Raw genomic sequence first — 24,865 nt, 5'->3', positions numbered from 1 at the left:
CCGTGCTCTTCGACAAGATCGTCCGCCCCGCTCTCTACCGGGTCTCCGGCAGCGACCCCGAAACCGTGCACGAACGCACCATCGGCACGCTCGCCAGGCTGAGCCGGGTCTCCCCCGCGCTCGCCGCGCTCGGCCGCGTCTACCGGACGGACGATCCGGTCACCTTCCTCGGGCTCCGCTTCCCGAACCGGGTCGGCCTCGCCGCCGGGATGGACAAGAACGGCCGCGCCCTGCACGCCTGGCCCGCGCTCGGTTTCGGCTTCGTCGAGGTCGGCACGGTCACCCGGCATCCGCAGCCGGGCAACGACAAACCGCGGCTGTTCACCCTCGCCGAGACCGACGCCGTGATCAACCGGATGGGCTTCAACAACGAGGGCGCGGAGGCGCTCGCCGCCCGTCTCGCCGCGACCGGGAAACCGCCCGTGCCGCTCGGCGTCAGCATCGGCAAGTCCAAGGTGACCCCGCTCGACGAAGCGGTCGAGGACTATCGGTTCTCGCTGCGGGCGCTGTACCCGTACGCCGACTACTTCGCGATCAACGTCAGTTCCCCGAACACGCCGGGGCTGCGGGCACTGCAGGACAAGTCCGCGCTGGCCGAACTCCTCGCCGAGCTGCGCAAGACCTCGGCCGAGCTCGCCGGGGACGCGAAGCCGACGCCGGTGCTGGTGAAGGTCGCCCCCGACCTCACCGACGAAGCGCTCGCGGAGCTGCTGGAGGTCTGCCTCGACCACGGTGTCGCCGGGCTGATCGCGACCAACACGACGTTGTCACGCGAAGGAATCGCCCCGACCGAAGCGGCCGTCGGCGAGCAGGCGGGCGGATTGTCCGGCCGCCCGCTCACCGCGCGCTCGGTCGAGGTGGTGCGGTTCGTGCACGACGAGACCGGCGGCAAGCTGCCGATCATCGGCGTCGGCGGGATCTTCGACGCCGGCGCCGCCGCCCGGATGCTCGACGCCGGCGCCGGACTGGTCCAGCTCTACACCGGTTTCGCCCTGCACGGCCCCGGTTTGGTCAAGCGGGTCGCCCGAGGTCTCGCGGCCCGGCCGTACTGACGAACCTCAGGTAGGCACGCCAGCACTGGTATCTCGTCAGCTCCGTCGCCGTCGCCGCGGCGGCCTGGTCGCACAGGACCGCCAGTGGGGTTTCCCCGTTCTCCAGCCGGATCCGGCCCAGGACGAACGGGGCGGGCAGCGTCGCCGCGAAGGCACCGAGCGCGGCTGGCGAGAGCCGCCACCGTTCACCCGAAAGCATCGTGTGCTCGCCCGTGGCGCTCACCGGCACGACTCCCGGCTGGGGTGGATCGGTGGGCAGCAACAACATCCGATAGCCCTCGCCGGTCCGGACCAGGCCGGTGAACCGGGCCCCCGCGGCGACCAGGCTTCCGTTCAACGGCTGGCCGCGCAGATGCGCGCCGAACACCACGAGATCCGCACCCGGTGCGGGATAAGGGAAATCGGCCTGTTCGTCGGTCAGCACGGCGGCGAGGTCGATGGCGACCTGGTCGTCGAACGGCCGCACCACCACGGAAACCCCGTACGGCCCCAGATCCGACGGCGACGACGGCACCGTGACCGCGGCGAGGTCGAGCAGGTTGACGAACGCGGTGAACCGCTCCAGCCGTTTCGCGACACCGTCCGGATCGGACAGTGCCTCGGCGACCGAGGGGTGATCCGCGACCGTCGGGAGCACGAGGGCGTCGTACTCCGACAGCATTCGGAGCGCGAGCATCCCGGCCTCGGCGACACGCACCCGGTCGGCGGTGAAGCCGTCGTCGTGGATCAACCCGCCCACCGTCAGCAACGCCGAGACCTCCACGGTCTCCACCCGTGCGCCGGACGCCCGAAGCGCGGAAACCGCGCCGAGGAAGGCGGACCGGGACTGCAGCGACAGGCCGGTGAGCGTGCCGGAGCCCGGGATCGCCACCCGCGGCCGGTCGCCCGCGGACAGCCGGACGTCCGGCGGCCAGTCACGGGAAAGCGGGTCGATCCCGTCGGGACCGGTCATCAGCCCCAGGGCGCGCTGTCCCAAGGTGAGGCTGCGGGCGAAGACGGCGATCCCGCCGCACGGCGCGGCGCCGGTCTTCGGCACGAGCCCCAGCGTCGGCTTCAACCCGACGATCCCGTTGAGGGAAGCGGGAACCCGGCCCGCGCCGGCCGTGTCCGTGCCGACCGCCAGATCGACGAGACCGAGCGCGACGGCGACGGCCGCGCCGCTGCTCGCGCTCCCGGAGACCCGATCGGTGTTGAGCGCGGCGCTCACGGCGCCGTATGGGCTGCGGGTGTGTTCGAGGTCGCTGCCGAACCGGTCGCAGTTGGTCTTGCCGATCACGACCGCGCCGGCCGCGGTCAGGCGGGAGACGGAGGTGGCACTGGCGACGTCGATGACGTCGGCGACCGCCACCAACGTCCCCGCGAGCGGCAGGTCCGCGCCCGCGCGAAGACGTTCGTCGACCGCCTTCGCGTCCACGAGGGCGTCTTCCACGGGGCGCAAGGTGATCCAGACGTCGGGCCGGTCGACCTCGACGATCCGGTCGTAGGCGGCGATGACGCGCTGATAGGCACTGGGAGGAGGAGCGGGGGTCGGTTCTGGTTCCGGGGGGAGCGTCGTCACTGGGCGTCCTTTCCTCGGTGGGGACGAGAAAGACCACTGCGCGAGATCCACTGTGTCCGGTCCGCCACCCTGGGACGCCCGCTCACGCGGGCTGGGTTCAGGCCCGAGCTGGGAAGAGCACTGCGTGCATGAAGGAAACGTTAGGCATCGCGAGTCGCCCTCACCAGCGGTTTCGGGTTACGCGAGCGTTTCGGTATCACACAGTGAGCATGTCGTTACGCAATGGAGTATTAGCGACGACGAATGAGACGATGGTCCAGGAAAGCGCCTGCTCAGAGCCTACCCGTTCCCGTAACTCGCGTGATCGAACGCGTAACTCGCGTGCTTGAAGGCGTAACTCAAGAGATACGCCTTCAAACACGCGAGTTACGGCTCCAAGCACGCGAGTTACGCGTCAGGACAGCTCGCGCAGGGCCATCGCGAGGCCGGCGAGCTTGTCGGTCGCGTCGGAGAGCTGCTCCTTGGACGACGTAATGCCGTCCGAACTCGCGGCGACGGTGTGGCCGGCGGCCGCGACGAGACCGCCGTAGCCGTCGAGACCGTCGTCGAGCTGCTCGCGGAGTTGCTTGACGGCGGCGTCGAGGGCGCCGCGTTCCCGCTCCGGCGCGGCGTCACGTCCGCGTTCGATGGCCTGGATCCGGCCTGCCAGCCCGCGCAGGGCCTGCGCGGCCTCGGCGGCGGTGGTCCGGGCGTCCGCGACGGCGATCTCCGAGACCGGCATGGTGCCGAGCGACGTCGGCTGCGAAAGCTGGCGAAGCAGCTCCGCCAGCGAAGCCTCGCTCTCGGCGAGGCGCTCCATCGGCTCCCGCGCGACGGACCGCGCCGGAGGCAGCGGCGGCGGAGCGGCGGGCGCCGCGGGCAGCACGGTGCGCTTGAGCTCCCGAAGCCGCAGCCCCGACTTGACCCCGAAGGTGCCGAAGATGACGGCGAACGCGCCGCCCGCGATGGCCTGGAGGACGTCGGCCTGGCCGTCCTTCAACAGGCCGGTGCCCGCGACGACGGCGAACAGTCCACAAAGGAAGGTGAGGAGGATCCAGAACGTCAGCGCCCGCGAGGTGCGGCGCTTGCGGCGCTCCAGCTTGGCGGCGGGTTCGTTCCAGCGCGCCCATTTGGCCTTCGCGTCGGCGACGACCGGGATCTGGCCCGCGGCCATCGACGTCAGCTGCTGGGAGATCTTCGGCATGGCCGGCATCGCGGGCATCTGCGGGCGCGGCTTGGGCGGCGCCGGCTGAGCGGGCCGCGAAGAACCCTGCTCGGAGGGCGGGATGTAGCGCTGCAGCTTCTCCTGCGCGCGCTGGGCGTAGTCGGGCAGCTTCTCGATGTGCTTCTCAAGCTTGGCGGTGAACTCCCCGAAGTCCTTGCGCCTGCCCTGGCCCATTGCCCTCTCCCCTGTCTTCTGGTGAGACCGGTCCCGCACCCGCGCGGGGTGCGGGACCGGCTCCCGTTGGTGTGTCAGGCGGGGTTCTTGCCCTGTTCGGCCTGAACCCGTGCCTGGATCTCACGCTGGATGTCCGCGGAGCTCGACCCCTTCGCCGGCGCGGCGGCGGTCTTGCCGTCGGTCACCTGGGCGACGGAGTCACCCTTCATGGACGCGCGGATCTGCTCCAGCCGCGAGTGCCCCGCGAGCTGCGTCGTGGAGGCCTGGACCTCCATCATCCGGCCCTGGACGGAGTTCTGTGCGAGTTCGGCCGAGCCCAGCGCGGTGGTGTAGCGCTTCTCGATCTTGTCGCGAACGTCTTCCAGCGACGGCGTGTTGCCCGGCGCGGCCAGCTGGCTCATCTGGTTCAGCGAGGCGGAGACCTGCTCCTGCATCTTCGCCTGCTCCAGCTGCGAGAGCAGCTTGGTGCGCTCGGCCAGCTTCTGCTGCAGCATGGTCGCGTTGCGCTCGACGGCCTTCTTCGCCTGCTCCGCAGCCTGAAGCGACTGGTCGTGCAGGGTCTTGAGGTCCTCGATGCTCTGCTCGGCGGTGACGAGCTGCGCGGCGAAGCTCTCCGCCGCGTTCTCGAACTCGGTCGCCTTCTGCTCGTCGCCCTTGGCACGCGCCTCGTCGGCGAGCACCAGCGCCTGGCGGGTCGAAGCCTGCAGCTTCTCCACGTCGCCGAGCTGGCGGTTCAGCTTCATCTCCAGCTGACGCTGGTTACCGATCACCGAGGCGGCCTGCTGGGTCAGCGCCTGGTGGTTGCGCTGCGCCTCCTCGATGGCCTGCTGGATCTGTACCTTCGGGTCGGCGTGCTCGTCGATCTTCGACGAGAACGCCGCCATCATGTACTTCCAGAACTTCACGAACGGGTTGGCCATCTCCTCCGCCTGCCTTCTCGCATCCCACGGGCTGTTACCTCGAGGTGGGGCGTCCCCTCTGTGATGTTGCAACGTCCCGACCCCGGCGTTGAGTTCCATCGTGTCAGGTCGGCGTCCCGCGTTCCAGGCGACCCCGACGGAATTCAGGGATCCCCCTGACTGTGATGTCCACGACCTTTCGGCTCGGCCCTCCGTCAGCGGCGCAGCGCGGTCTCCTCGTCCATGCGTGACAGCTTCTCGGGATTGCGCACGGCGTAGAGCCCGGTGATGAGCCCGTCCTCCACCCGCAGCGCGACGACGGTGTCGACCTCGTCACCGAGCCGGAGGATCAGCGCGGGATACCCGTTGACCTGCGCCGTCCGCATCGTCGCCGCGTCGTCCCGCACCGGACGGCTCGCGGCCAGCAGCGGCGCGACCAGCGCGGCGCCGGTCACGGGCTCCAGCAGGGCCTGCGCCACTCCGCCGCCGTCGCCGAGGAAGACGACGTCCGGCGAGAGGACGTCCAGCAGTCCTTGCAGGTCACCGGTCCGGACCGCGCGATGGAACGCGTCGAGCACGCCCTTCGTCTCGCCGGGCGACGCGGCACCACGTGGCCTCCGCGCGGCGACGTGCACTCGCGCCCGGTGGGCGATCTGGTGGACCGCGGCCGGGGTCTTGCCGACGGCTTCGGCGATCTCGGCGTAGGGCACGTCGAACACCTCGCGCAGCACGAACACCGCGCGTTCGGTCGGGGTGAGGGTCTCGAGCACCAGCAGCATGGCCATCGAGACGCTGTCGGCCAGTTCCACGTCTTCGGCCACGTCGGGGCTGGTGAGCAGGGGTTCGGGCAGCCACGGGCCGACGTAGGACTCCTTGCGCCTGCCGAGCGTGCGCAGCCTCCCGAGCGCCTGCCGGGTGGTGATGCGGACCAGGTACGCCCTCGGGTTCTCCACGGTGCCGAGATCGACGCCCGACCAGCGCAGCCACGTCTCCTGGAGGACGTCTTCGGCGTCGGCGGCGGAGCCGAGCATCTCGTAGGCGACGGTGAACAGCAGGTTCCGGTGGGCGACGAACGCCTCCGTGGCGGTGTCGGACATGGACGGCTCCTGTTCTCGGCGAAGGTGCCACCACCAGACGCCGCGTCCCCTCGATTTCTGACACGTCGACGCCGTGGCGCACGTCACGTTCCGGTGCTGTCAGCGGGGCCTGGCCGCCGGCATCTGGTGGTCGTCCGGTTCAGCAGACGACCACGAAAGAGGACGATCATGGATTCCCGTTTCGATCTGAACGCCAACGAGCTCGGCGCCAAGCTCGGCAAGCGCTTCGCCAATGTCAGCGTGGCCATCAAGGGCTCGACCCTGCCGAAGGTCACCCAGGAGCTGGTGTCGCTGCGGGCCAGCCAGCTCAACGGCTGCGGCTTCTGCGTCGACGCCCACGCCAAGGACCTGGCGGCCGCCGGCGAACCCGCGGTCCGCGTCAACCTGGTCGCCGCCTGGCGCGAATCCACGGTGTTCACCGAGGCCGAGCAGGCCGCGCTGGCGCTCGCGGAGGAAGGCACCCGCATCGCCGACGCGCACCAGGGCGTCTCCGACGAGACCTGGGCCCAGGTGCGCGAGCACTACGACGACGACCAGGTCGCCGCGCTGATCTACCTGGTCGCGATGATCAACGCCGCCAACCGGCTGCTCGTCGTCACCCACACCAAGGGCGGCTCCTACCAGCCGGGCACGTTCGACAACTGACGGCAAGAGGCCCCAGGCGGACTGCCTGGGGCCTCTTGCCGTTCACAGCGTCGCTAGGCGGCGACCATCTTCGGTGCGGAGATCGTCGTCCGCAGCGCGGGGCTCATCCGCGGCGGCGGCGAGATCCGCAGGTCGGCCAGGTCGTTGCCGATCAGCTCGGACACCAGGCGGCCGCCTTCGAGCTCGCCCGCTTCGGCGCCTTCCCGCTCCGGAGCGCGCCGCTTGCCCGCTTCGACCTTCTCGTCCACCGGGGCGACCTCGACGTTGTCCATCGCCGAGACGTCCGCCGCGACCTTGTGCAGGAGTTCGCCCAGCGGAAGGTCCAGGGCCTCGCAAATGGACGCCAGCAGCTCGCTGGACGCCTCCTTCTGCCCGCGCTCGACCTCGGACAGGTAACCGAGGCTCACCCTGGCGGCGCGGGAGATGTCCCGCAGCGTTCGACGCTGGTTCGTGCGGGCGTGTCGGAGCCGGTCGCCGATCGCCTCGCGCAACAGCACGGTCATCACGCGCCTCCCTTCCAGGACTGACTACCCCCTACGTTACCCAGAGCGGTGCCCCGGGCGCAGGTGTTGACACGGCAATACGCCAAGGGCGAACGCGGCGATCATGCGAGATGTTCCCCCAGCAGGGCGAACGCGCCCGAGACCGACCCGGCCCTGACCGAAGCTCGATCACCGCTCAAGTCCAGTGTGCGGACGGTGAGCACCCCCGGGCCCGCGAGGCCGACGTGGACGGTGCCCGGCGCGACGCCGTCCTGCCCGTCCGGACCCGCGACGCCGGTCAGGCCGAGGCCCCAGGTGGCGCCGCATCGATCCCGCGCGCCGGCGGCCAATTGCGCCGCGACCTCGGGATGGACGGCGCCGTGCGCGGCGAGGAGGTCTTCGTCTACCCCGGCCAGCTTCGCCTTGAGGTCGGTGGCGTAGACCACCAGTCCACCCCGGACGACGGCACTCGAACCGGGAACCTCGGTCAGCGTCGCGCAGACGAGTCCGGCGGTCAGCGACTCGGCCGTCGCCACCGTCTCCCCCCGCTCGATCAGGTGAGTGATCAAGGTCTCAGGATTCATGCGCCCGCGGCACGCCTTCCGGCCGCGCGCAGCCGGACCGCGCGCACGACGTAATCGAGCCCGGTCACGACGGTCAGCACGAGCGCGAGCCCCATCAACACCCAGCGCACCGGCTCGGCGGCCTCGGGCAGGGGCAGCAGGTACGCCGTGATGGCCGCGATCTGGGCGAGCGTCTTGGCCTTGCCGCCCCGGCTGGCCGGGATGACGCCGTGCCGGATCACCCAGAACCGCAGCAGCGTCACGCCGATCTCGCGGACCGCGATGACGATGGTGACCCACCAGCCCAGTTCGCCGAGCACGCTCAGCCCGATCAGCGCGGCGCCGATCAGCGCCTTGTCCGCGATCGGATCGGCGATCTTGCCGAAGTCGGTGATCAGCCCGTACTTGCGCGCGACCCAGCCGTCGACCTGGTCGGTGAACGACGCGATCGCGAACAGCGCGGTGGCGATCGCGCGCCAGAAGGTGTCCGCCCCGTCGCCGGTGAACAGCGCCAGCACGAACAGCGGCACCAGCACCAGCCGCGACATCGTGAGCAGGTTCGCCAGGTTCAGCGTCGGGACCGGGGTGGCCTCGGGGACCCGGGCGTGCTCACCGCCCGTCCCCTCACCGGCCCCGGCGTCGCTCGGGGCGGCATTCACCGGTCGGCCTCGGGCGGCGCGGGCCGCACGATCAGGTCGACACCCTCGGAGTCGACGACCTCGCAGCGCACGAAGTCACCCACCGCCAGCGGGGGCAGGTCCTCGGTCTCGATCAGGACGCACTCGCCGTCGACCTCGGGGGCCTGGTGCGCGGCGCGGCCGATCGGGTCCTCGCCGTCCTCGGCCTGCTCGATCAGGACGTCGACGAAATCGCCGATCCGGTCCTCGGCCCGCTGCGAGGTCAGCTCCTCGACCAGCGCGGAGATCCGGGCGACCCGCTCGGCCACCACGGACTCGTCGAGTTTGCCGTCGAAGGTCTCGGCCTCGGTGCCGTCCTCGTCCGAGTACCCGAAGACGCCCACCGCGTCCAGCCGCGCACCGGTCAGGAAGCGCTCCAGCTCGGCGAGGTCCTCCTCGGTCTCGCCGGGGAAGCCGACGATGACGTTGGTGCGGATGCCGGCGTTGGGCGAGTACTCCCGGATCTGGTCGCACAGCGCGAGGAAGGAGTCCGTGGAGCCGAAGCGGCGCATGCGGCGCAGCACGGTCTCGCTGGAGTGCTGGAAGGAGAGGTCGAAGTAGTCGGCGACGCCCGGCGTGGTCGCGATGGCCTTGACCAGGCCGGGACGGGTCTCGGCGGGCTGCAGGTACGAGACGCGGACACGTTCGATCCCCGGCACCGCGGCCAGGCGCGGGACCAGCAGCTCCAGCGCGCGGGCGCCGTCACGGCCGAAGTCCTTGCCGTAGGAGGTGGAGTTCTCCGAGACGAGGAAGACCTCCTTGACGCCGTTCTCCGCGAGCCACATCGCCTCGGCGACGATCTCGTCCGGCTGCCGGGACACGAAGGACCCGCGGAACGACGGGATCGCGCAGAACGAGCAGCGGCGGTCGCAGCCGGAGGCGATCTTCAGCGCGGCCACCGGGGAGGTGTCGAGCCTGGTCCGCAGCACACGCGGGCCCCAGCCGTGCTGCGCGTGCCCCGGCACCTCGACCGACTCGGCGGCGGTCGGGCGCTGGACCGGGCTGATCGGCAGCAGCTTGCGGCGGTCCGACGGGGTGTGGGACTCGACCTTGCGGCCGGCCACGACGTCGTCGAGCCGCTCCGCGAGGTCGGCGTAGTGGTCGAAACCCAGGACCGCGTCGGCCTCGGGCAGGCTCTCGGCCAGCTCGTTGCCGTAGCGCTCGGCCATGCAGCCGACGGCGACGACCTTCTTGCCGGTGTCGGACGCCGCGAGCAGCGTGTCGACCGAGTCCTTCTTGGCGGACTCGACGAAGCCGCAGGTGTTGACCACCACGACGTCGGAGTCCTCGGGCTCGGCGGCGAGCTCCCAGCCGCCCGCCGCCAGCCGTCCGGCGAGTTCCTCGGAATCGACCTCGTTGCGGGCGCAACCGAGGGTCAACAAGGAAACGCGACGGGTGGCGACAGGATCAGTGGTGGGAGAAGGCACGTGCCTTAGGGTAGCTGGCCTGCCCACGGGGCCGGCGATCGCTCGCTCGGGCGAGCCCTCGGCAGGGCCGGGCGCCGGGGATGGCTTAATGGTGGACGTGCCCTCAGACCCTCTCCCGCACCGCCGCCCCACCGTCCGCCGGGCGCGGATCGCGGACGTCCGCAAGATCAAGGCGCTGGTCGATTCCGACGCCGGGACGGTACTGCTGGAGAAGGAACTCGTCACCCTCTACGAGAGCGTCCAGGAGTTCTGGGTCGTCGAAGACGGTGACGACGTGCTCGGCTGCGGTGCGCTGCACGTGCTGTGGGAGGACATCGCGGAGCTGCGCACCATCGCGGTCGACAAGGACTCCCGGGGACGCGGCATCGGGCACGCGCTGGTGGCGCAGCTGATCGATTTCGCCCGCGAGATCGGGCTGAAGCGGCTCTTCGTGCTGACCTTCGAGACCCACTTCTTCGCCGGGCACGGGTTCGTCGAGATCGACGGCACCCCGGTGACCCAGGAGGTCTACGAGGAGATGCGGCGCTCGGCCGACCCGGGTGTCGCGGAGTTCCTGGACCTGCCGTACGTGAAGCCGAACACCTTGGGCAACAGCCGGATGCTGCTGGAGCTTTAGCTGAAGGACGCTTTCGCCGCGAGAGACGCGGCGAAGGGCGCTTTCACCGCATGCACTCAGCGAAGGACGCTTTCAGCCCTCAGTTGCCCAGAGAGCCCCACGCCCAGTGTCCCCAATGTCGCATTGGAGACGCTGAGTGTCCCGAATGCGCCATTGGAGACACCAGACCAGCGGGTACCCAGATCGAAACCTCATGAAGAGGCGCTTTCAGCCCTTCTTGGCGTGGCGCGCGACTCGCACCCGGTTGCCGCACAGCGACGGCGTGCACCACACCCGCCTGCTGTTGGCCGCCACGAACAGCATCGAGCAGTCGTGCGCGCCGCATCGCCGCAGCTGTGCGGCACGCGGCCCGGAAACGAGATCGATCGCCGCGACCGCCACGGCGGCCAGCGCGATCTCGCCGCCGTCCTCGCCATGCCAGGACGTCTCCGCGCCGTCGGCGGTGAGCCGTGGGCTGGTCGGGACGGCCGCCGCGGCCGCGTTGACCCGCTCCACCGCCCACACCTCGGGCTCCCTTGCGGCCACTGTCGCCTCCAGCAGTTCACGCACCGCTGAACGCAGGCGCCTCGTCTGCTCGGCCGAAGGCGCCCGGGCACCTTCCGGCAAATCTTGGGTCGCCCAGAACTTCGCATGACCGCCGTCGAGCAGGTCGATCGGCGGTGAGACGGCCAGCATCACGGTGTCGGCGAGGTTCACCGCGAGATCGTCGCCGGGAAGCGAGTCGAGATCGAGCATGCCTTGACACTATCAGGTACTAATGGTTCGAGACAGTTTTAACCATTAGGGAGTGTCCATGGCCGCCATCCGGCACCGTTCCGTCAAAGTCGGCGACGTCGAGGTCTTCTATCGCGAAGCAGGCGACCCCGAAGCACCCGTGCTGCTCCTGCTGCACGGCTTCCCGACGTCTTCACACCAGTTCGTGCGGCTGATGCGCCGTCTCGCCGGCCGGTGGCGGCTCGTCGCGCCGGACCTGCCCGGCTTCGGGCAGACCGTCACACCCGAGGGCTTCACGTTCACCTTCGACCGGCTCGCGGAAGTGGTCGGCGACTTCGTGGACGCGCTGGAGCTGCGCCGCTACGCGCTCTACGTCTTCGATTTCGGCGCCCCGACCGGCCTGCGGCTGGCGGTCTCGCGCCCGTCCCAGATCACGGCGCTGATCACGCAGAACGGCAACGCCTACGTCGAAGGGCTCGGCCCGGCGATGCCGGACTTCCCTTCCCTGACCGACGAAACCGAGGCGCGGCGCGGGTTCGAGGCGATCCTCGAACCGGAGCAGATCCGGTTCCAGTACAGCGGCGCCCGCGATCCGGAGACCGTCGACCCCGCGAACCACCTGCTGGACCAGTACTTCCTCGGCCTGCCCGGCCGGGCGGAGGCGATGCTGGACCTGTTCTGGGACTACCGGAACAACCCGCCCGCGTACCCGCGATTCCAGGGCTGGCTGCGCGAAGCCCAGCCGCCCGTACTCGCCGTGTGGGGGCGCAACGACCCGTTCTTCGTCCCTGCGGGCGCCGAAGCGTTCCGGAATGATGTTCCCTCGGCGGAGGTTCACCTCTTCGACACCGGGCATTTCGCACTGGAAGAGGACCTCGAACCGATCAGCGAACTGATCGACCGCTTCCTCGCGCAACATCTCTGAAAGGCGGCTCATGGACACCTCGGTCACCGACCACCTGCTCAGCACGACGCGCGCGGTGCGCCGCAAGCTCGACCTGGACCGGCCGGTGGAACCCGAGGTGATCGAAGAGTGCCTCCGGCTCGCGCTCCAGGCGCCCACGCCGGGCAACCAGCAGGCGTGGCGATGGCTCGTGGTGCGGGATCAGGGCGTGAAGAACCGGCTGTCGGAGCTGTTCCGGCGGGTCGGGAAGGCGTATCTGGAGACGAACGCGGCGGCGTTGGGCGAAGCGATCACCGAACCCTCGGTGGCGCGGGCGTTCGCGTCGGGGCAGCACCTGATCGACGTGATCGACCGGGTGCCCGTGTTCGTCATCCCGTGCCTGACCGGCAGGCCCAGCGGTGACAACGCCGCCGACGCCGCGTTCTACGGCGGGATCTTCCCGGCGGTGTGGAACTTCCAGCTGGCGCTGCGGTCACGCGGCCTCGGCTCGACGCTCACGACGTACCACCTGACCCACGAGGCGGAGGCGGCCGAAATCCTCGGCATCCCCGCCGATGTCACGCAGGTCGGGCTGCTGCCGGTCGCCTACACGACGGTGCCGGATTTCAAACCTGCGGCGCGGGTGCCGGTGTCGGAAGTGGCGTACCTCGACGGCTGGGGCAACCCGCTCCAGTGAGGCAGTCCGTGCCGCAGCCTGCCCGAAGTACGTGAAGGACCCCATCCTGTACCTAGGCGCAAGGATGGGGGCCTTCATGTACTCGGGGAGGCACGGACGCTAAGCCTTCGACACCCGCAGGGTGACCTGGTCGCCCCCCGAACTCACGGCGACCAGGTCCACCCGGCAGGCGGCGAACTCGACGGACTGCCTGCCCCCACGCCCGGTGGAGGCGAGGGCCGCCGTCGTCCGCTCGCCGCGTCCCGGTTCGGCCAGTGTCAGCTCGATCACGGCCTCCCCTTCCCAGACGCAGACCATTCCCTCGGCGCAGCGGGAATCGGACACCAGGCGAGCGAAACGGATGCTGACGTCCTTCGACGCGACCTCGGTCGTTTCACCGGCCTTGAGGTCGACGGTCTCCCCCAGCTCGACGGCCCCTTGAACAGGCCGCTGTACCGGCGCGGGCTGGGCCACCGGCGCCCGGCTCGCGGCGGGTTCTTCGCGCGCGGCGGAGCTGCCGGCTCCGCAGGCGAGGCCGACCAGGGCGCAGAAGACGACGAGCAGCTTCTTGAGGTCCACGTGCTCTGGACGTAGCGGAGGCTCCGGTCCGTTGCACCCGCGCTCCAAAAGCCTCGTGAGACCAGAGTTCTTGCCGGCCCGAAGGACATGAAGGCCCCCTTCCTTGCGTCTAGCGCACTGAAGGGGGCCTTCATGTACTTCGGGGAGGGTGTGAAGGTCGAGTCTCCTCGGCTGAGCCGAGGGAAGGGGGCCTTCACGGACCCGGGCCTGAGGATCACCACAGGGCTTCGGTTCAGTCGTCGGAGACGTCGCCGCCGTTCGCGTCCCCGCCGCCGCGGATCATGAACAGCACCGACTCCAGTTCCTCCGGCTTGATCAGCACGTCCCGCGCCTTCGAGCCCTCCGAAGGCCCGACGACGCCACGGCTTTCCAGCAGGTCCATCAGGCGACCGGCCTTGGCGAAGCCGACCCGCAGTTTCCGCTGCAGCATGGACGTCGAGCCGAACTGCGAGGTGACGATCAGCTCGGCGGCCTGCAGCAGGACGTCGAGGTCGTCGCCGATGTCGGAGTCGATTTCCTTCTTCTCGCCGGCCTTCGCCGCGGTGACGCCGTCCTGGTAGTCCGGCTGAGCCTGTTCCTTGGCGAAGTTCACCACCGCGGAGATCTCTTCGTCGCCGACGAAGGCGCCCTGGATCCGGACCGGTTTCCCGGCACCCATCGGCAGGTACAGCGCGTCACCCATACCGATGAGCTTCTCCGCGCCCGGCTGGTCGAGGATGACCCGCGAGTCGGTGAGCGACGAGGTCGCGAACGCCAGCCGCGACGGCACGTTCGTCTTGATCAGGCCGGTCACGACGTCGACCGACGGCCGCTGGGTCGCCAGCACCAGGTGGATACCGGCGGCACGCGCCTTCTGGGTGATCCGGACGATCGCGTCCTCGACGTCGCGCGGGGCGGTCATCATCAGGTCGGCGAGCTCGTCGACGATCGCCATGATGTATGGGTACGGCTGGTAGACGCGCTCGCTACCGGGCGGCGCGGTGATCTCGCCGGAGCGCACCTTCTTGTTGTAGTCGTCGATGTGCCGGACCTTGTTGACCTGCATGTCCTGATAGCGCTGCTCCATCTCCTCCACCAGCCAGGCCAGCGCCGCGGCGGCCTTCTTCGGCTGGGTGATGATGGGCGTGATCAGGTGCGGGATGCCCTCGTACGGGGTCAGCTCGACCATCTTCGGGTCGATCAGGATCATCCGGCATTCGTCCGGCGTCGACCGCGCGAGCAGCGACACCAGCATCGAGTTCACGAAGCTCGACTTACCGGAACCGGTGGACCCCGCCACCAGCAGGTGCGGCATCTTCGTCAGGTTCGCGGTGACGAAATGGCCCTCGATGTCCTTGCCGAGCCCGATGACCATCGGGTGGTTGTCCTTGACCGTCGACGGCGCGCGCAGCACGTCGCCGAGGCGCACCATCTCGCGGTCGGAGTTCGGTACCTCGATACCGACCGCGGATTTGCCGGGGATCGGCGCCAGCAGCCGGACGTTGTCGGTCGCCACCGCGTAGGCGATGTTCTTGGTCAGCGCGGTGATCTTCTCGACCTTCACGCCGGGGCCGAGTTCGACCTCGTACCGGGTGACCGTCGGGCCCCGCGTGAAGCCGGTGACCTGCGCGTCGACGTTGAACTGCTCCAGCACGCCGGTGATCGCCTCGATCATGGCGTCGTTGGCCTTGCTGCGGGACTTCGGCGCGTCGCCGAGCTTCAGCAGGTCCGGCGGCGGGAGCTGGTAGTCGCCTTCGACGGTCCTGGTGACCGCCAGCGGCGCCTCGGCCTTCTTCGGCTTCTTCTCTTCGACAGGCTTGGGAGCCGGCTTCGGCGGGCGCAGCGGCGTCGGCGCTTCGGCCAGCGCGGCCTCGATGTCGAGCTGCTCGCCCTCGTGGTCGCCCGTGGCCTGACGGCGGCGCGACGGTTTCCGCAGGCGGACCGACTTCGGGTCGGCTTCGGTGACGGCGTCGCGTTCCTCGTGGATGGCCTTGCGCTCGGCCTCGGCCTCTTCGATCTCTTCGGGGTCGAGACCCCAGTTCCGCAGGCGGTGCGGGATCTCCCGGACCGGCGTCCCGGTGAACACGAGCGTGCCGAACAGTAGCGCGAGCACCAGCAGCGGCACCGCGACCCAAGTGGTGACCCCCATGGTCAGCAGGCCGCCGGAGAACGCGCCGATCACCCCGCCGGCGTACATCCGGCCGTCGTTGGTCTCGGGCAGCGCGGTGAAGATGTGCAGCAGGCCCAGTACCGCCAGGACCACCAGCAGGGTGCCGATGACCATCCGCGGCCGGGCCTCCGGCATCGGTTCCGACCGCATCAGCGCGACGGCGACCACGGTCAGCACCAGCGGGAGCGTCACGGCGCCGGCGCCCAGCAGTGAGCGGGCACCGACCTCGACCCAGCCGCCGATCGGGCCCGCGGCCCGCCACCAGACACCGAAGGCGATCACCAGCGCCAGGGCGATGAGGCCCAGCGCGAGACCGTCACGCCGGTGCTCGGGTTCGAGTTCACGGCCGCGGCCGACCGTCCGCGCGAGGGTGCCGAGGCCCTTCGCGAGCAGGTTCCAGGTGCCGCGCACGCCCTTCGCGAACGTGCCGGACGACTTCTTCCGCGGCGCCGGACGCCGTGGAGCGGGCTTCCTCGCAGCCGTTGACCTGGGCTTCGCCGGGGTACGCGGCTTTCGCGCCGGCCCCTTGCTGCCGCCGCTTCGCGCCGTACTCCGTTTCCTGGTCGTCGACCCGCTAGCCATGTCTCCACGGTAACCGCCTCGACCCTCCAGCCCCGGCTGCCACTCGGAGCACATCCGGAACATTCGTCTCAGGTCACAGCTTGAGCGGCCATCCGGGTGAAAAGCGGGCCATGACATGCTCTGCCCCATGTTCGCGCTGCATCAGGATGAGAATTCGGCTCGCCGCGCCCCGGCAATCTGGCGCACGATGCTGAACATCGACCGGGGGCTGGTCAACTTCGTCGGCAAACTCACCGTGACCGGCGGTGTCCCGGCAGAACTGCGCCGCAAGCCCTTGCTCATGACGGCCAATCACATCGGCGTCTTCGACGCGTTCGTGCTGATGGCCGCCTGCAAGCGGATCGGCATCAATCCGCGGTTCATGCTGGCGGGCGGCATCCTGGACGCGCCGGTCATCGGCCCCGCACTGCGGCTCAGCGGTCACCTGCGGGTCGACCGCAAACAGGCGTCGACGGCCATCGGCCAGTTCGCCGAAGCCACCGAAGCCCTGCGGACCACCCGTGACCCGCTGATCGTCTATCCCGAGGGCCGGATCAGCCACGACCCCGGTCTGTGGCCGGAACGCGGCAAGACCGGCGCGGCGCGGCTCGCGCTGGCCGCCGGCGTGCCGGTGATCCCGATCAGCCAGTGGGGTGCGCACGAAGCCGTGTACTGGGGCACGGAGACCGTCAACGGCCCGGCCGATCTGGTGCCGCTCGCGAAGTCCGGGCTGAGCGCGCCCATGCGGCGGCCGCGGTTCAAGGTGCACTTCGGCGATCCGGTGGATCTGTCGGAGGTCGAGCCGGAGCGGCCGGGCGCCGGAGTCCGCGCGCACGCCAAGATCATGCAGGCGATCACCGACGGTCTCGTCCCGCTGCGCCGCGACGAACTGGACAAGCCGCGTTTCCACGACCCGACGCGGCCGACGGACACCGTCAGCCCCTGGAAGAAGTACTGAGTCCGGATCCTGAGACGGGTGCTCACGCTCGCCTAAGGTCGGCGGACGTGAGCACCCGCATCCTCGTCGTCTACTACAGCGCGACCGGCAACACCGCGAAACTGGCGTCGGCGCTGGCCGACGGCGCCCGCGAGGCCGAGGCCGAAGTCCGCGTCCGCACGGTTCCCGAAACCGCCCCGCCCGGCGCGGTGGCGAGCAATCCGCGCTGGCAGGCGTGGGTGGACGCGGGGCCGCACCACGAGACGGCGACGCTGGAAGACCTGGAGTGGGCCGACGGGTTCGCGGCCGGGAGCCCGACCCGCTTCGGCGGGCCCGCCGCCCAGCTTAAGTCCTTTTTGGACAGTACCGGCGGCCTGTGGGCCAAGGGAAAGCTGGTGAACAAGGTCGCGACATCGTTCACCACCGCCTCCACCGCGCACGGCGGCCTCGAAGCGACCGTGCTGGCGACGAACAACATCTTCTACCACTGGGGCGCCATCGTCCTGCCGCTCGGCTACACCGATCCGCGGCTGCTCGAATCGGGCAATCCGTACGGTGGTTCGTTCGTCTCGCGTAAATCCGCCGAACCCGACGATCTCGCCCTGGACGCCCTCCGTCTCCAAGGACGGCGTCTCGCCACCGTTTCGGGTTACATCGCCGACGGTCTTTTCAAGGGCGGGTGAAGGGAACCGCGCGTCCGGCTCCCGCGTCATAGTGTGGTCACACAGCGTCACGCTACGGGGAGGAAGCGGGATGACCGGCGGGTACGAGGTGGCCTTGGAGGCGATCGGCGCGGCGTCGAGCGCGGCGAAACGGGCGTCGGACGACGTCGGGAAGGTGAACCTGGCGGCCGCGCTTTCCGGCGTCGCGGCGGGTCTGCCGGGTGGCGTGTCCGGTGAAGCGGCCCGCTTGCTCGCGGACTCCTGGGGCCGCGCGGTGCCCGGCTGGGCCGAGAACACCGCGGACTACTCCGCACGGCTCGACGCGGCGGCCGCGCGTTACCGCTCGAACGAACTGGCGGCGTCGCGGGAACTTCCCGTCTGATGCTCACCTGGGGAGACGTGCGCCGGTGGGATCCGGCCGCGATCGGCCGCGTCGCCGACGCGCTCAACGACGGCTGCACCAAGATCATCGCCGCGAACGACGACGTCGAGGCCATGGCCCGCTTCCCGGGCTGGACCGGCGACGCTGCCACCGCCGCGGCGACAAGGGGTGCGTCGCTGACCTCCACCTTGGAACGGCTCGTCGCCGAGGCTTCCGCGGTCCGGCGAGGCGCTCACGAAGTGCAGATCGCGCTGGACCGGATCGTCGCGTTCGTACGGGAGACCGACGAACTGGCCCACCGGAACGGCCTGACCATCGGCGCCGGTGGCGACATTTCGGTCGGCGCTCCACAGCCGGACCAGGCACGCGTGCTGGTGGAACTGGCCGACAGGATCGAACAGGGCCTGCGCCGCGCGGCAGACGTCGACGCCGATTTCGCCGAGATCCTGCGGCGGGCCCTGCGTGGCGAGATCACCGAACAGGGTGGCGGCACGCTCGCCCAAGCGGCCGACGCCGGAGCCGCGCAGAGCGGGCTGTCGATCATCGGCCCACCGGAGAACGGCACCCCCGGCGACAACAAGGCTTGGTGGGCGAGCCTGTCGGACACGGCGAAAGTCGCTCTGCTGCAAGGAAATCCGGGGCTCATCGGCAATCTCGACGGGATCCCGGCGGCCGACCGCGACGCCGCCAACCGCGCCGTCCTCGCGCGCGAGATCGCGCGGCTCCAAGGCGATCCCAAACTCAGGGGACTCGAAGCCATCCAACAGCGGCTGGACCGGTCGGACCCCCAGGCGTTCCTGCTGGGACTGGACACCAGCGGTGACGGGAAGGCGATCGTGTCCGCGGGGAATCCCGACACCGCGGCGAACGTGGCGACGTACGTGCCGGGGACCGGTTCGGAGTTGTCGAAAATCGGCGGCGATCTCAACCGGTCGGACAAGATGTGGGCCGCGGCGACCACGTCGGGCTCGCCCTCGACGGCCGTGATCACCTGGCTCGGCTACGACGCGCCGAACGAGCTCACCGACGCCGCGAGCGACAAGTACGCCGAGGGTGGCAAGGCGGCCCTCGACCAGTTCCAAGACGGGCTGCGGGAAACGCACCAAGGACCGCCGTCGCACAACACGGTGCTGGGGCACAGCTACGGCACCACCGTCGTCGGGCACGCGGCCGGTGACGGCGGCCTCGCCGCGGACGAACTCGTCTTCGTGGCGAGCCCCGGTGTCGGCGCGCACGACGTGAGCGAGCTGCACCTCGACGGGGTGAATCAGGACGAGATCGGCAAGCACGTGCACGCGACGGTCGCCGAACACGACATGATCAACCTGGCCAACGTCGAGATCGCGGGGTACGACCCGATCCTCGGCCAGGACCCGACCGACGCGGACTTCGGCGGGCAGGTGTTCACCTCGGCGCCGGGGACGGACGGGTGGGGCGGGTACAGCACGGAGGCGCACAGCGAATACTGGGAGGACAACAACCCGTCGCTCCGGAACCTCGGATTGATCATCGCGGGAAAGCCCGCCTCGTGAGACTTCCTCTCCTGACCGCCCTTCTCGTGCTCTTGTCCGCTTGCTCCTCCGGAGGTGGAGACGCCATGAAACCGACCATCACCGAACACGAGGCGAAAGACAGGGTCGAGCGATACATCGAAGGCGCGCTCTCCGCGCTGCCCGGCTCGGCGGAACGGAAGCCGTTCACCCAGCACAGGTCGGAATGCACCGACCCCACCGACGACGGACCTCAAGGCCGCTTCGAGATCTCCGCGACCTACGAGGTGACCGGCCTCGAACCCGCACGGTTCGGCGAGTACTTCGACGCGGTCGTCCAGTGGTGGTCGGCTCACGACTTCAGGATTTTGACGGATTCGCGGCCGAAGGATCAGTACGTGTTCGCCAGGAACACCGCGGACGCTTTCGACATGTCCGTGCAGGCGAACGACCTCGGCAAGTTCTACGTCGGCGCGACCTCCCCCTGCGTCTGGCCGAACGGCACGCCCGAACCCCAGGCCCTCGAAGCCGGCGAACCCGAGCAGCCGGTCGCCGCTCCCCCGCCACCGGAACCGGTCCGCAAACCGCGTCGAGCCCCAGTCGACGACGAGGACTTCGCCCAGACCGACTGGACCGACGGCGGCACCTCCTTCTGACTTCGCTTGCGGTGGCGGCGTGTCGCGAAAGCCACTTTCGAGACGTCTGATGTCCCGAAAGTGGCTTTCGCGACATCGGTGACCGGCTTGACGGCACAGTCGCCTGGATTAGGCAAGGAGACCTTCACGGACAGCCGTCCAGCCGCTGGGAAAACGGGTCGACCCGCCGCCACCCGGCCTCTACCCTCCGGCCGTGACCGCCGAACTCGCCGCCGCCCCCAGCCAGCACGTCGCGCATCGCGGCCGGGGCATCACGCTGATCCTGCTCGCCGCGCTCTTCTTCGGGACCTCGGGTGTGCTGGGCAAACCGGCGATGCAGGCCGGGTTGTCCCCGGAGCAGGTCGCGGCGATCCGCATCGGGCTGTCGGCGATCGTCCTGCTCGCGCTGGTCGCCGTCTTCCGGCCGAAGCTCCTCAAAGTCACGAAGAACGAGTGGCCGCTGCTGCTCGCGTACGGCTCCCTCGGTGTCGCGGGCGTCCAGCTCATGTACTTCCTGGCGGCGGGCCGGATCCCGGTCGGGATCGCGATCCTGCTCGAGTTCACCTCTCCCGTGCTGATCGCGCTGTGGGTGCGGTTCGTGCGCCGGGTGCGGTTGCCGAGGGTGATGTGGGCGGGCATCGCGTTGGCGATGATCGGGCTGATGCTGGTCGCGCAGGTCTGGGAGGGGCTCAGCCTGGACGTCCTCGGGTTGCTCGCCGGGCTGGGCGCGGCCGTCTGTTCGGCGGGCTACTTCCTCCTGGGCGAACGTGGCGTCGCGGACCGCGACCCGCTCGGCATGGTCACCTGGGGCATGACGATCGGCGCGGTCCTGGTGTGCGCGGTCGCTCCGCCGTGGACGATCCCGTGGGGCGTCCTCGACACCCCGGCGACGTTCGGGCCGTGGGAGCCGCCGGTGTGGTCGTTGCTGATCGCGCTGGTGCTGATCGCGACCGTCCTCGCCTACGCGACGGGGATGGCGGCGCTGCGCCATCTTCCGGCGCCGGTGGCGAGCGTCGTCGGGCTGGTGGAACCGTTGATCGCGGCCACCGCGGCCTGGCTGCTGCTGGGCGAGGCCCTCAGCTGGATCCAAGCCGCCGGCGCGGTGGTGCTGCTGACCGGCGCGTACATCGTCCAGCTGAATTCGAACGTGGTCCAGACGGACTCAACCCTGCTGGAAGCCCCGTAGGTCGCTGATCTCCTGCTGCTGCGAACGCGAGGTCGTCGCGGCGAGATCGCGGGCGTCGGGGTTGCGGCCGTGCTGGGTTTCGGCGTCGGCGATGCGGACACCCGCTTCGCGCTGGCGCAGCAGCCGCGCGGCGAACTGCCGGTCGAAGTCCTTTCCGGACAGTCCGGCCAGTGCCGCCATGTCACCCGGGCTGATGTACCCATCGCGCTGGATGTGCTCGAGGTTCGGGTCGTCCGGCGCGGGCTGACCCCACGCCTCGATGAGCCCGGACAGCCGCGCGATCTCCGGTTCGTGCGTGTCGATGACCCGCTTCGCGAGCGCCTTCAGCTGCTCGTTCGCCGCGCGGGTTTCCGCCAGGGAAGCCAGATCCACGCCCTGCTGGTGGTGCGCCAGAGCCTGCCGTGCGAACGCGACGTCGGCGTCGTTGAACGGAACGGCGGCCTGCTGCGCCACCGGTGATGACGCCGGAGGCGCCGTCTGCGACTGGGGTGCCTCGTCCGAGCAGCCCGCGAGCGCGGCGGCCAGGGCGACGGCGGGCAGGAACCGGAGGACGGCGTGCGGCATCGAAGAGCTCCTCGGAACGCGCGGTGGAGGTGCCTAGGTTGGCAGAGTCCACATCGGCCTGTTCACCTGGGGTTGCGCAAACACTTTTCCTCCCGGCCTCGCGGTGCGACAATCCCGCGATCCGCCGTCACTCCGACAGGAGGTAACCGCGACATGGGTGCAGAAGCCGGTTCCGAACGGGCGGGTCTGCGCCCGGACCTGCGGCAACGCCACGTCCGGATGATCGCCCTCGGCGGCATCATCGGCGCGAGCCTGTTCATCGGCAGCGGCGCGGTCATCCACACCGTCGGCCCGGCGGCCGTCCTCTCCTACGCCATCGGCGGCCTGATCGTCGTGCTGGTGATGCGGATGCTCGGCGAGATGGCGACGGCCGCGCCGTCGCAGGGTTCCTTCATGGAATACGCGCGGACCTCGCTCGGCGGCTGGGCGGGCTTCACGGTCGGCTGGCTGTACTGGTACTTCTGGGTCGGCGTGGTCGCGTTCGAGGCCGTCGCCGGGGCGAAGATCCTGCAGACGTGGATTCCCGTTGTGCCGCAATGGATCTTCTCGCTCGTGCTGATGCTGCTGCTGACCGCGACCAACCTCGCTTCGGCCCGTTCCTTCGGGGAGACGGAGTTCTGGCTAGCGTCGGTCAAGATCGCCACGATCGTGGTGTTCCTCGTGGTGGGCGTCCTGTTCGTGCTCGGGGCCTGGCCCGGCGGATCGTTCTCGGTCGGCAACATCGCGCAGGACGGTTTCCTGGCCAACGGCCCGTTCTCGGTGGTGCACGGCGTGGTGATCGTGATCTTCTCCTACTTCGGCGCGGAGATCGTCACCATCGCCGCCGCCGAATCGCGCGAGCCCGAAACAGCCGTGCGCAAGGCGACCTCGTCGATCGTCTGGCGGGTCATCGTCTTCTACGTCGGCTCCGTGACGCTGCTGGTGATGATCACCGGCTGGCGCGACATCCCCACCACGACGAGCCCGTTCGCCGCCGCGTTCGGCCGGTTCGGCATCCCCGCCGCCGAGACGGTGGTCAGCGCGGTGGTGCTGACGGCCGTGCTGTCGGTGCTGAATTCGGGCCTGTACACCGCTTCCCGCATGCTGTTCGCGTTGCGCGGCAACGGCTGGGCACCGAAATGGGTCGCGGACACGAACCGGCGCGGCGTGCCGTGGAAGGCGATCCTGGTGTCCACGTCGGTCGGCTACGTGGCCGTGGTGATGAACTTCGTGTCCCCGGACAAGATCTTCTACTTCATCATCAACTCCGCCGGGGCGGTCGCATTGTTCGTCTACGCGATCATCGCCGGCTCACAGCTCCGGATGCGGCGCCGTCTGGAGGCCGAGGCACCGGAACGGCTGAAACTGCGCATGTGGGGCTACCCGTGGCTGAGCTGGCTCACCCTCGCCGGGACGCTGGCCGTGGTCGCGTCGATGCTGTTCGTGGACGCGGACACGCGGGCCCAGCTGTACCTGAGCCTGATCAGCCTGGCGGTGATCCTCGGCGTCTACTTCATCCAGCGCCGGCGATCCGGCCCAGAGCACCGTAGAACACCTCTCCGATCTTCGCGGGATCACGGCTGAGGAAGGCCTGGCCGCCGGCGGGCGCGACGAGCTGGCGGAGTTCGGTCTCGTCGGCCTCCGGCCCGATCCCGATGGCGATCAACGGCACCGGGCGGTCCCGGTCGCTCAGCTTTCCCAGTTCCGCCACCAGGTTCTCGCGGCTGATGCCACCGGGATCGGTGTCGCGGCCGTCGGTCATCACGATGACGAGGTTCAGCTTCCCCCGCTCCCATTCCTCGTGCGCCAGTCGGTAGATGTCGAGGACACTGTCGTACAGCCCGGTCTGCCCGTCCGGCACGGCGCGGACCGCGCGCAGCCGGTCGACGGCGGCCAGCTGCTGACGGATCGGCGCCATCGGCAGGATCTCCCGGTAGTCGCGGTCACCGTCCACTTTGGTCGCGAAGGCCAGAAAACGGACCTGTGACGTGGATCTGAAGAGGTGCAAGGCGTTCTCCGCCGCCTCCAGCGTGATCCGCAGCCGGGACTTGCCCGTTCCCGGGACCGGCGCGCTCATCGAACCGGACACGTCGATCAGCACCTGGACCCGGGCGCTCGCGTTCACCGCGGCCCACTGGCTGAGCGCCTTGGCGACCTCCGCGGCGTCCGGGATTTCGGCGCTGCGCTGTCCTTGTGCCTCGACGCGTTGATCGGTTTCGGTGAGCCGCAACGCCTGCCCGCCGGCGGCGCGCAGCTCCGACCTCGGGCCGGTCGCGGCACCGCGGAGCAGCGCGCGTTTCAGTTCCGCGACGGCCTTGCCCTGCTGCGCGGTCGCCCCCTCGACCTCGACGAACGGGTAGTCGAGCGCGGGAGCGGCGGACGAGTACACCGCCACCGACGCGGTCTCGCCTTCGAGAAGCCCGGAATTGTGCCGCAGCACCGCGTTCTCGGCCGCGGGGAACACCGTCGCGCCGGATGTGGTGGGCGAGAATTTCCGGAGCGAAGCCACGTACGCGGCGGCCGGATCCGAGGCGTCCTTGGTGAGCTCGCGCAGTGCCACCAGCGCTGAAACCCCGGCGGGATCGTGTCCCGGATCCGGCATCCCGGCGACGATTCCGGTGTGAGCGAGGACTTCCGGCCAGGTCAGCGGCTTACGGGGCCAGCCGAGCTCCCGCGCGACCGGCTCCGCGACCGCGAGCACCACCGGCGAACTGGCGATCGACGGCCCGGAAAGGGGAACGCCGCCGGCCTTTCTCAGGAACAACGTCGAGGACGGGATCCAGGCCTGCGGCCGGGACGCCGTCCCGGACAGCTCGGCCGCGACCTGGTGGGATTCCCTGGGCTGGACGTCGAAGGCGACGCAGGCGAGATCGAGAGCGCGGGCGGCTTCGGTGACCGCGGGGGCGATGTCGGGCGACGCCGCGACGACCACCCGCACGGGCTCGCAGCCGGGATCGGACCTCGCCATCGCCACGACGGCCCAGGTGGCCGCGCCGAGCACGGCCGCCAGCGCGATCGCCAGCAGGGGGAGCAGTATCCGTCTTCGGGTCCGGGCGGTGGCGTGGCGTCCCATG

25 protein-coding genes are annotated in these 24,865 nt (G+C 69.9%); 12 read left to right on the top strand and 13 right to left on the bottom strand.

What is annotated here, in order from left to right:
• Window positions 1-2 precede the first annotated feature (2 nt).
• Window positions 3-1,052, top strand: coding sequence for a quinone-dependent dihydroorotate dehydrogenase (locus ACZ1DY_RS13875; protein ID WP_465484611.1), 1,050 nt, complete (start codon window positions 3-5; stop codon window positions 1,050-1,052).
• Here the strand turns inward: ACZ1DY_RS13875 and ACZ1DY_RS13870 are convergent.
• From ACZ1DY_RS13870 to ACZ1DY_RS13855, 4 genes are all read right to left on the bottom strand, one after another.
• The gene (locus ACZ1DY_RS13870) at window positions 1,012-2,610 is read right to left on the bottom strand and encodes an amidase family protein (protein ID WP_465484610.1); all 1,599 of its coding nucleotides are present in this window, start codon (window positions 2,608-2,610) and stop codon (window positions 1,012-1,014) included. The two genes, ACZ1DY_RS13875 and ACZ1DY_RS13870, sit on opposite strands and share 41 nt — an antisense overlap.
• Before the next feature lie 394 nt (window positions 2,611-3,004).
• Window positions 3,005-3,988: a phage shock envelope stress response protein PspM gene (pspM, locus tag ACZ1DY_RS13865; protein WP_465484609.1), complete on the bottom strand. Its 984-nt coding sequence runs from the start codon at window positions 3,986-3,988 to the stop codon at window positions 3,005-3,007.
• 74 nt (window positions 3,989-4,062) lie between these two features.
• Window positions 4,063-4,908 carry a PspA/IM30 family protein gene (locus tag ACZ1DY_RS13860; RefSeq protein WP_126737591.1) on the bottom strand — a complete coding sequence of 282 codons (846 nt, stop codon included), beginning with the start codon at window positions 4,906-4,908 and terminating at the stop codon, window positions 4,063-4,065.
• 194 nt (window positions 4,909-5,102) lie between these two features.
• Window positions 5,103-5,984, bottom strand: coding sequence for an RNA polymerase sigma-70 factor (locus tag ACZ1DY_RS13855; protein WP_465484608.1), 882 nt, complete (start codon window positions 5,982-5,984; stop codon window positions 5,103-5,105).
• A 168-nt stretch (window positions 5,985-6,152) separates the two neighbouring features.
• Here ACZ1DY_RS13855 and ACZ1DY_RS13850 point away from each other — a divergent pair, with 168 nt between their 5' ends.
• Window positions 6,153-6,629, top strand: coding sequence for a carboxymuconolactone decarboxylase family protein (locus ACZ1DY_RS13850; protein ID WP_257488093.1), 477 nt, complete (start codon window positions 6,153-6,155; stop codon window positions 6,627-6,629).
• Window positions 6,630-6,682: 53 nt separating this feature from the next.
• Here ACZ1DY_RS13850 and ACZ1DY_RS13845 read toward each other — a convergent pair whose 3' ends face one another.
• The 4 genes from ACZ1DY_RS13845 to rimO form a co-directional block, all read right to left on the bottom strand.
• A complete protein-coding gene (locus ACZ1DY_RS13845) occupies window positions 6,683-7,132 on the bottom strand; it encodes a helix-turn-helix domain-containing protein (protein ID WP_185927427.1) in 450 nt (149 codons plus the stop codon).
• Between the two features lie 101 nt (window positions 7,133-7,233).
• Window positions 7,234-7,695 carry a CinA family protein gene (locus ACZ1DY_RS13840; protein ID WP_465484607.1) on the bottom strand — a complete coding sequence of 154 codons (462 nt, stop codon included), beginning with the start codon at window positions 7,693-7,695 and terminating at the stop codon, window positions 7,234-7,236.
• Window positions 7,692-8,333, bottom strand: coding sequence for a CDP-diacylglycerol--glycerol-3-phosphate 3-phosphatidyltransferase (gene pgsA, locus ACZ1DY_RS13835; RefSeq protein WP_126737586.1), 642 nt, complete (start codon window positions 8,331-8,333; stop codon window positions 7,692-7,694). The genes ACZ1DY_RS13840 and pgsA overlap by 4 nt, the downstream gene beginning before the upstream one ends.
• Window positions 8,330-9,778, bottom strand: a complete 1,449-nt coding sequence (gene rimO, locus ACZ1DY_RS13830) for a 30S ribosomal protein S12 methylthiotransferase RimO (protein WP_126737585.1) — start codon at window positions 9,776-9,778, stop codon at window positions 8,330-8,332. Before rimO ends, pgsA begins: the two co-directional genes overlap by 4 nt.
• 88 nt (window positions 9,779-9,866) lie before the next feature.
• Here rimO and ACZ1DY_RS13825 point away from each other — a divergent pair, with 88 nt between their 5' ends.
• Window positions 9,867-10,394 (top strand): amino-acid N-acetyltransferase, encoded by a 528-nt coding sequence (locus ACZ1DY_RS13825; protein WP_240598058.1) that lies wholly within the window; start codon window positions 9,867-9,869, stop codon window positions 10,392-10,394.
• A gap of 207 nt (window positions 10,395-10,601) precedes the next feature.
• Here the strand turns inward: ACZ1DY_RS13825 and ACZ1DY_RS13820 are convergent, their stop codons facing one another.
• On the bottom strand, window positions 10,602-11,129 hold the full coding sequence (locus tag ACZ1DY_RS13820; protein ID WP_465484606.1) for a CGNR zinc finger domain-containing protein: 528 nt from the start codon (window positions 11,127-11,129) through the stop codon (window positions 10,602-10,604).
• 58 nt (window positions 11,130-11,187) lie between these two features.
• Between ACZ1DY_RS13820 and ACZ1DY_RS13815 the strand changes: the two genes are divergently transcribed.
• Window positions 11,188-12,033 carry an alpha/beta fold hydrolase gene (locus ACZ1DY_RS13815; RefSeq protein ID WP_465484605.1) on the top strand — a complete coding sequence of 282 codons (846 nt, stop codon included), beginning with the start codon at window positions 11,188-11,190 and terminating at the stop codon, window positions 12,031-12,033.
• A gap of 10 nt (window positions 12,034-12,043) precedes the next feature.
• Window positions 12,044-12,688: a nitroreductase family protein gene (locus ACZ1DY_RS13810; RefSeq protein ID WP_465484604.1), complete on the top strand. Its 645-nt coding sequence runs from the start codon at window positions 12,044-12,046 to the stop codon at window positions 12,686-12,688.
• Window positions 12,689-12,787: 99 nt separating this feature from the next.
• Here the strand turns inward: ACZ1DY_RS13810 and ACZ1DY_RS13805 are convergent, their stop codons facing one another.
• Complete coding sequence (locus ACZ1DY_RS13805; RefSeq protein ID WP_257488098.1) at window positions 12,788-13,246, bottom strand: hypothetical protein; 459 nt, start codon at window positions 13,244-13,246, stop codon at window positions 12,788-12,790.
• A 232-nt stretch (window positions 13,247-13,478) separates the two neighbouring features.
• Window positions 13,479-15,806 carry a DNA translocase FtsK gene (locus ACZ1DY_RS13800; RefSeq protein WP_185927425.1) on the bottom strand — a complete coding sequence of 776 codons (2,328 nt, stop codon included), beginning with the start codon at window positions 15,804-15,806 and terminating at the stop codon, window positions 13,479-13,481.
• Between the two features lie 298 nt (window positions 15,807-16,104).
• On the opposite strand from ACZ1DY_RS13800, the gene ACZ1DY_RS13795 reads away from it, so the two are divergent.
• The 6 genes from ACZ1DY_RS13795 (at window position 16,105) to ACZ1DY_RS13770 (ending at window position 21,248) form a co-directional block, all read left to right on the top strand.
• The gene (locus ACZ1DY_RS13795; protein WP_465484603.1) at window positions 16,105-16,914 is read left to right on the top strand and encodes a lysophospholipid acyltransferase family protein; all 810 of its coding nucleotides are present in this window, start codon (window positions 16,105-16,107) and stop codon (window positions 16,912-16,914) included.
• 47 nt (window positions 16,915-16,961) lie between these two features.
• Entirely contained in the window at window positions 16,962-17,576 is a 615-nt protein-coding gene (wrbA, locus tag ACZ1DY_RS13790) for an NAD(P)H:quinone oxidoreductase (protein ID WP_465484602.1), read from the top strand.
• A gap of 70 nt (window positions 17,577-17,646) precedes the next feature.
• A complete protein-coding gene (locus ACZ1DY_RS13785) occupies window positions 17,647-17,937 on the top strand; it encodes a hypothetical protein (protein ID WP_126737576.1) in 291 nt (96 codons plus the stop codon).
• Entirely contained in the window at window positions 17,937-19,469 is a 1,533-nt protein-coding gene (locus tag ACZ1DY_RS13780) for an alpha/beta hydrolase (protein ID WP_465484601.1), read from the top strand. The genes ACZ1DY_RS13785 and ACZ1DY_RS13780 overlap by 1 nt, the downstream gene beginning before the upstream one ends.
• Window positions 19,470-19,534: 65 nt before the next feature.
• Window positions 19,535-20,083, top strand: a complete 549-nt coding sequence (locus tag ACZ1DY_RS13775; protein ID WP_465484600.1) for a hypothetical protein — start codon at window positions 19,535-19,537, stop codon at window positions 20,081-20,083.
• A 193-nt stretch (window positions 20,084-20,276) separates the two neighbouring features.
• Complete coding sequence (locus ACZ1DY_RS13770) at window positions 20,277-21,248, top strand: EamA family transporter (RefSeq protein WP_257488104.1); 972 nt, start codon at window positions 20,277-20,279, stop codon at window positions 21,246-21,248.
• Here the strand turns inward: ACZ1DY_RS13770 and ACZ1DY_RS13765 are convergent.
• Window positions 21,225-21,812 carry a DUF305 domain-containing protein gene (locus ACZ1DY_RS13765; protein ID WP_126737572.1) on the bottom strand — a complete coding sequence of 196 codons (588 nt, stop codon included), beginning with the start codon at window positions 21,810-21,812 and terminating at the stop codon, window positions 21,225-21,227. The two genes, ACZ1DY_RS13770 and ACZ1DY_RS13765, sit on opposite strands and share 24 nt — an antisense overlap.
• Before the next feature lie 153 nt (window positions 21,813-21,965).
• On the opposite strand from ACZ1DY_RS13765, the gene ACZ1DY_RS13760 reads away from it, so the two are divergent.
• Entirely contained in the window at window positions 21,966-23,375 is a 1,410-nt protein-coding gene (locus tag ACZ1DY_RS13760) for an amino acid permease (RefSeq protein WP_126737571.1), read from the top strand.
• Here ACZ1DY_RS13760 and ACZ1DY_RS13755 read toward each other — a convergent pair.
• Window positions 23,305-24,864: a VWA domain-containing protein gene (locus tag ACZ1DY_RS13755; protein WP_465484599.1), complete on the bottom strand. Its 1,560-nt coding sequence runs from the start codon at window positions 24,862-24,864 to the stop codon at window positions 23,305-23,307. The genes ACZ1DY_RS13760 and ACZ1DY_RS13755 overlap by 71 nt on opposite strands.
• Between the last annotated feature and the right edge of the window lies 1 nt (window position 24,865).

Source organism: Amycolatopsis sp. PSD-21, from assembly GCF_055561455.1.
This window is presented reverse-complemented; position numbering and strand designations above follow the sequence as displayed.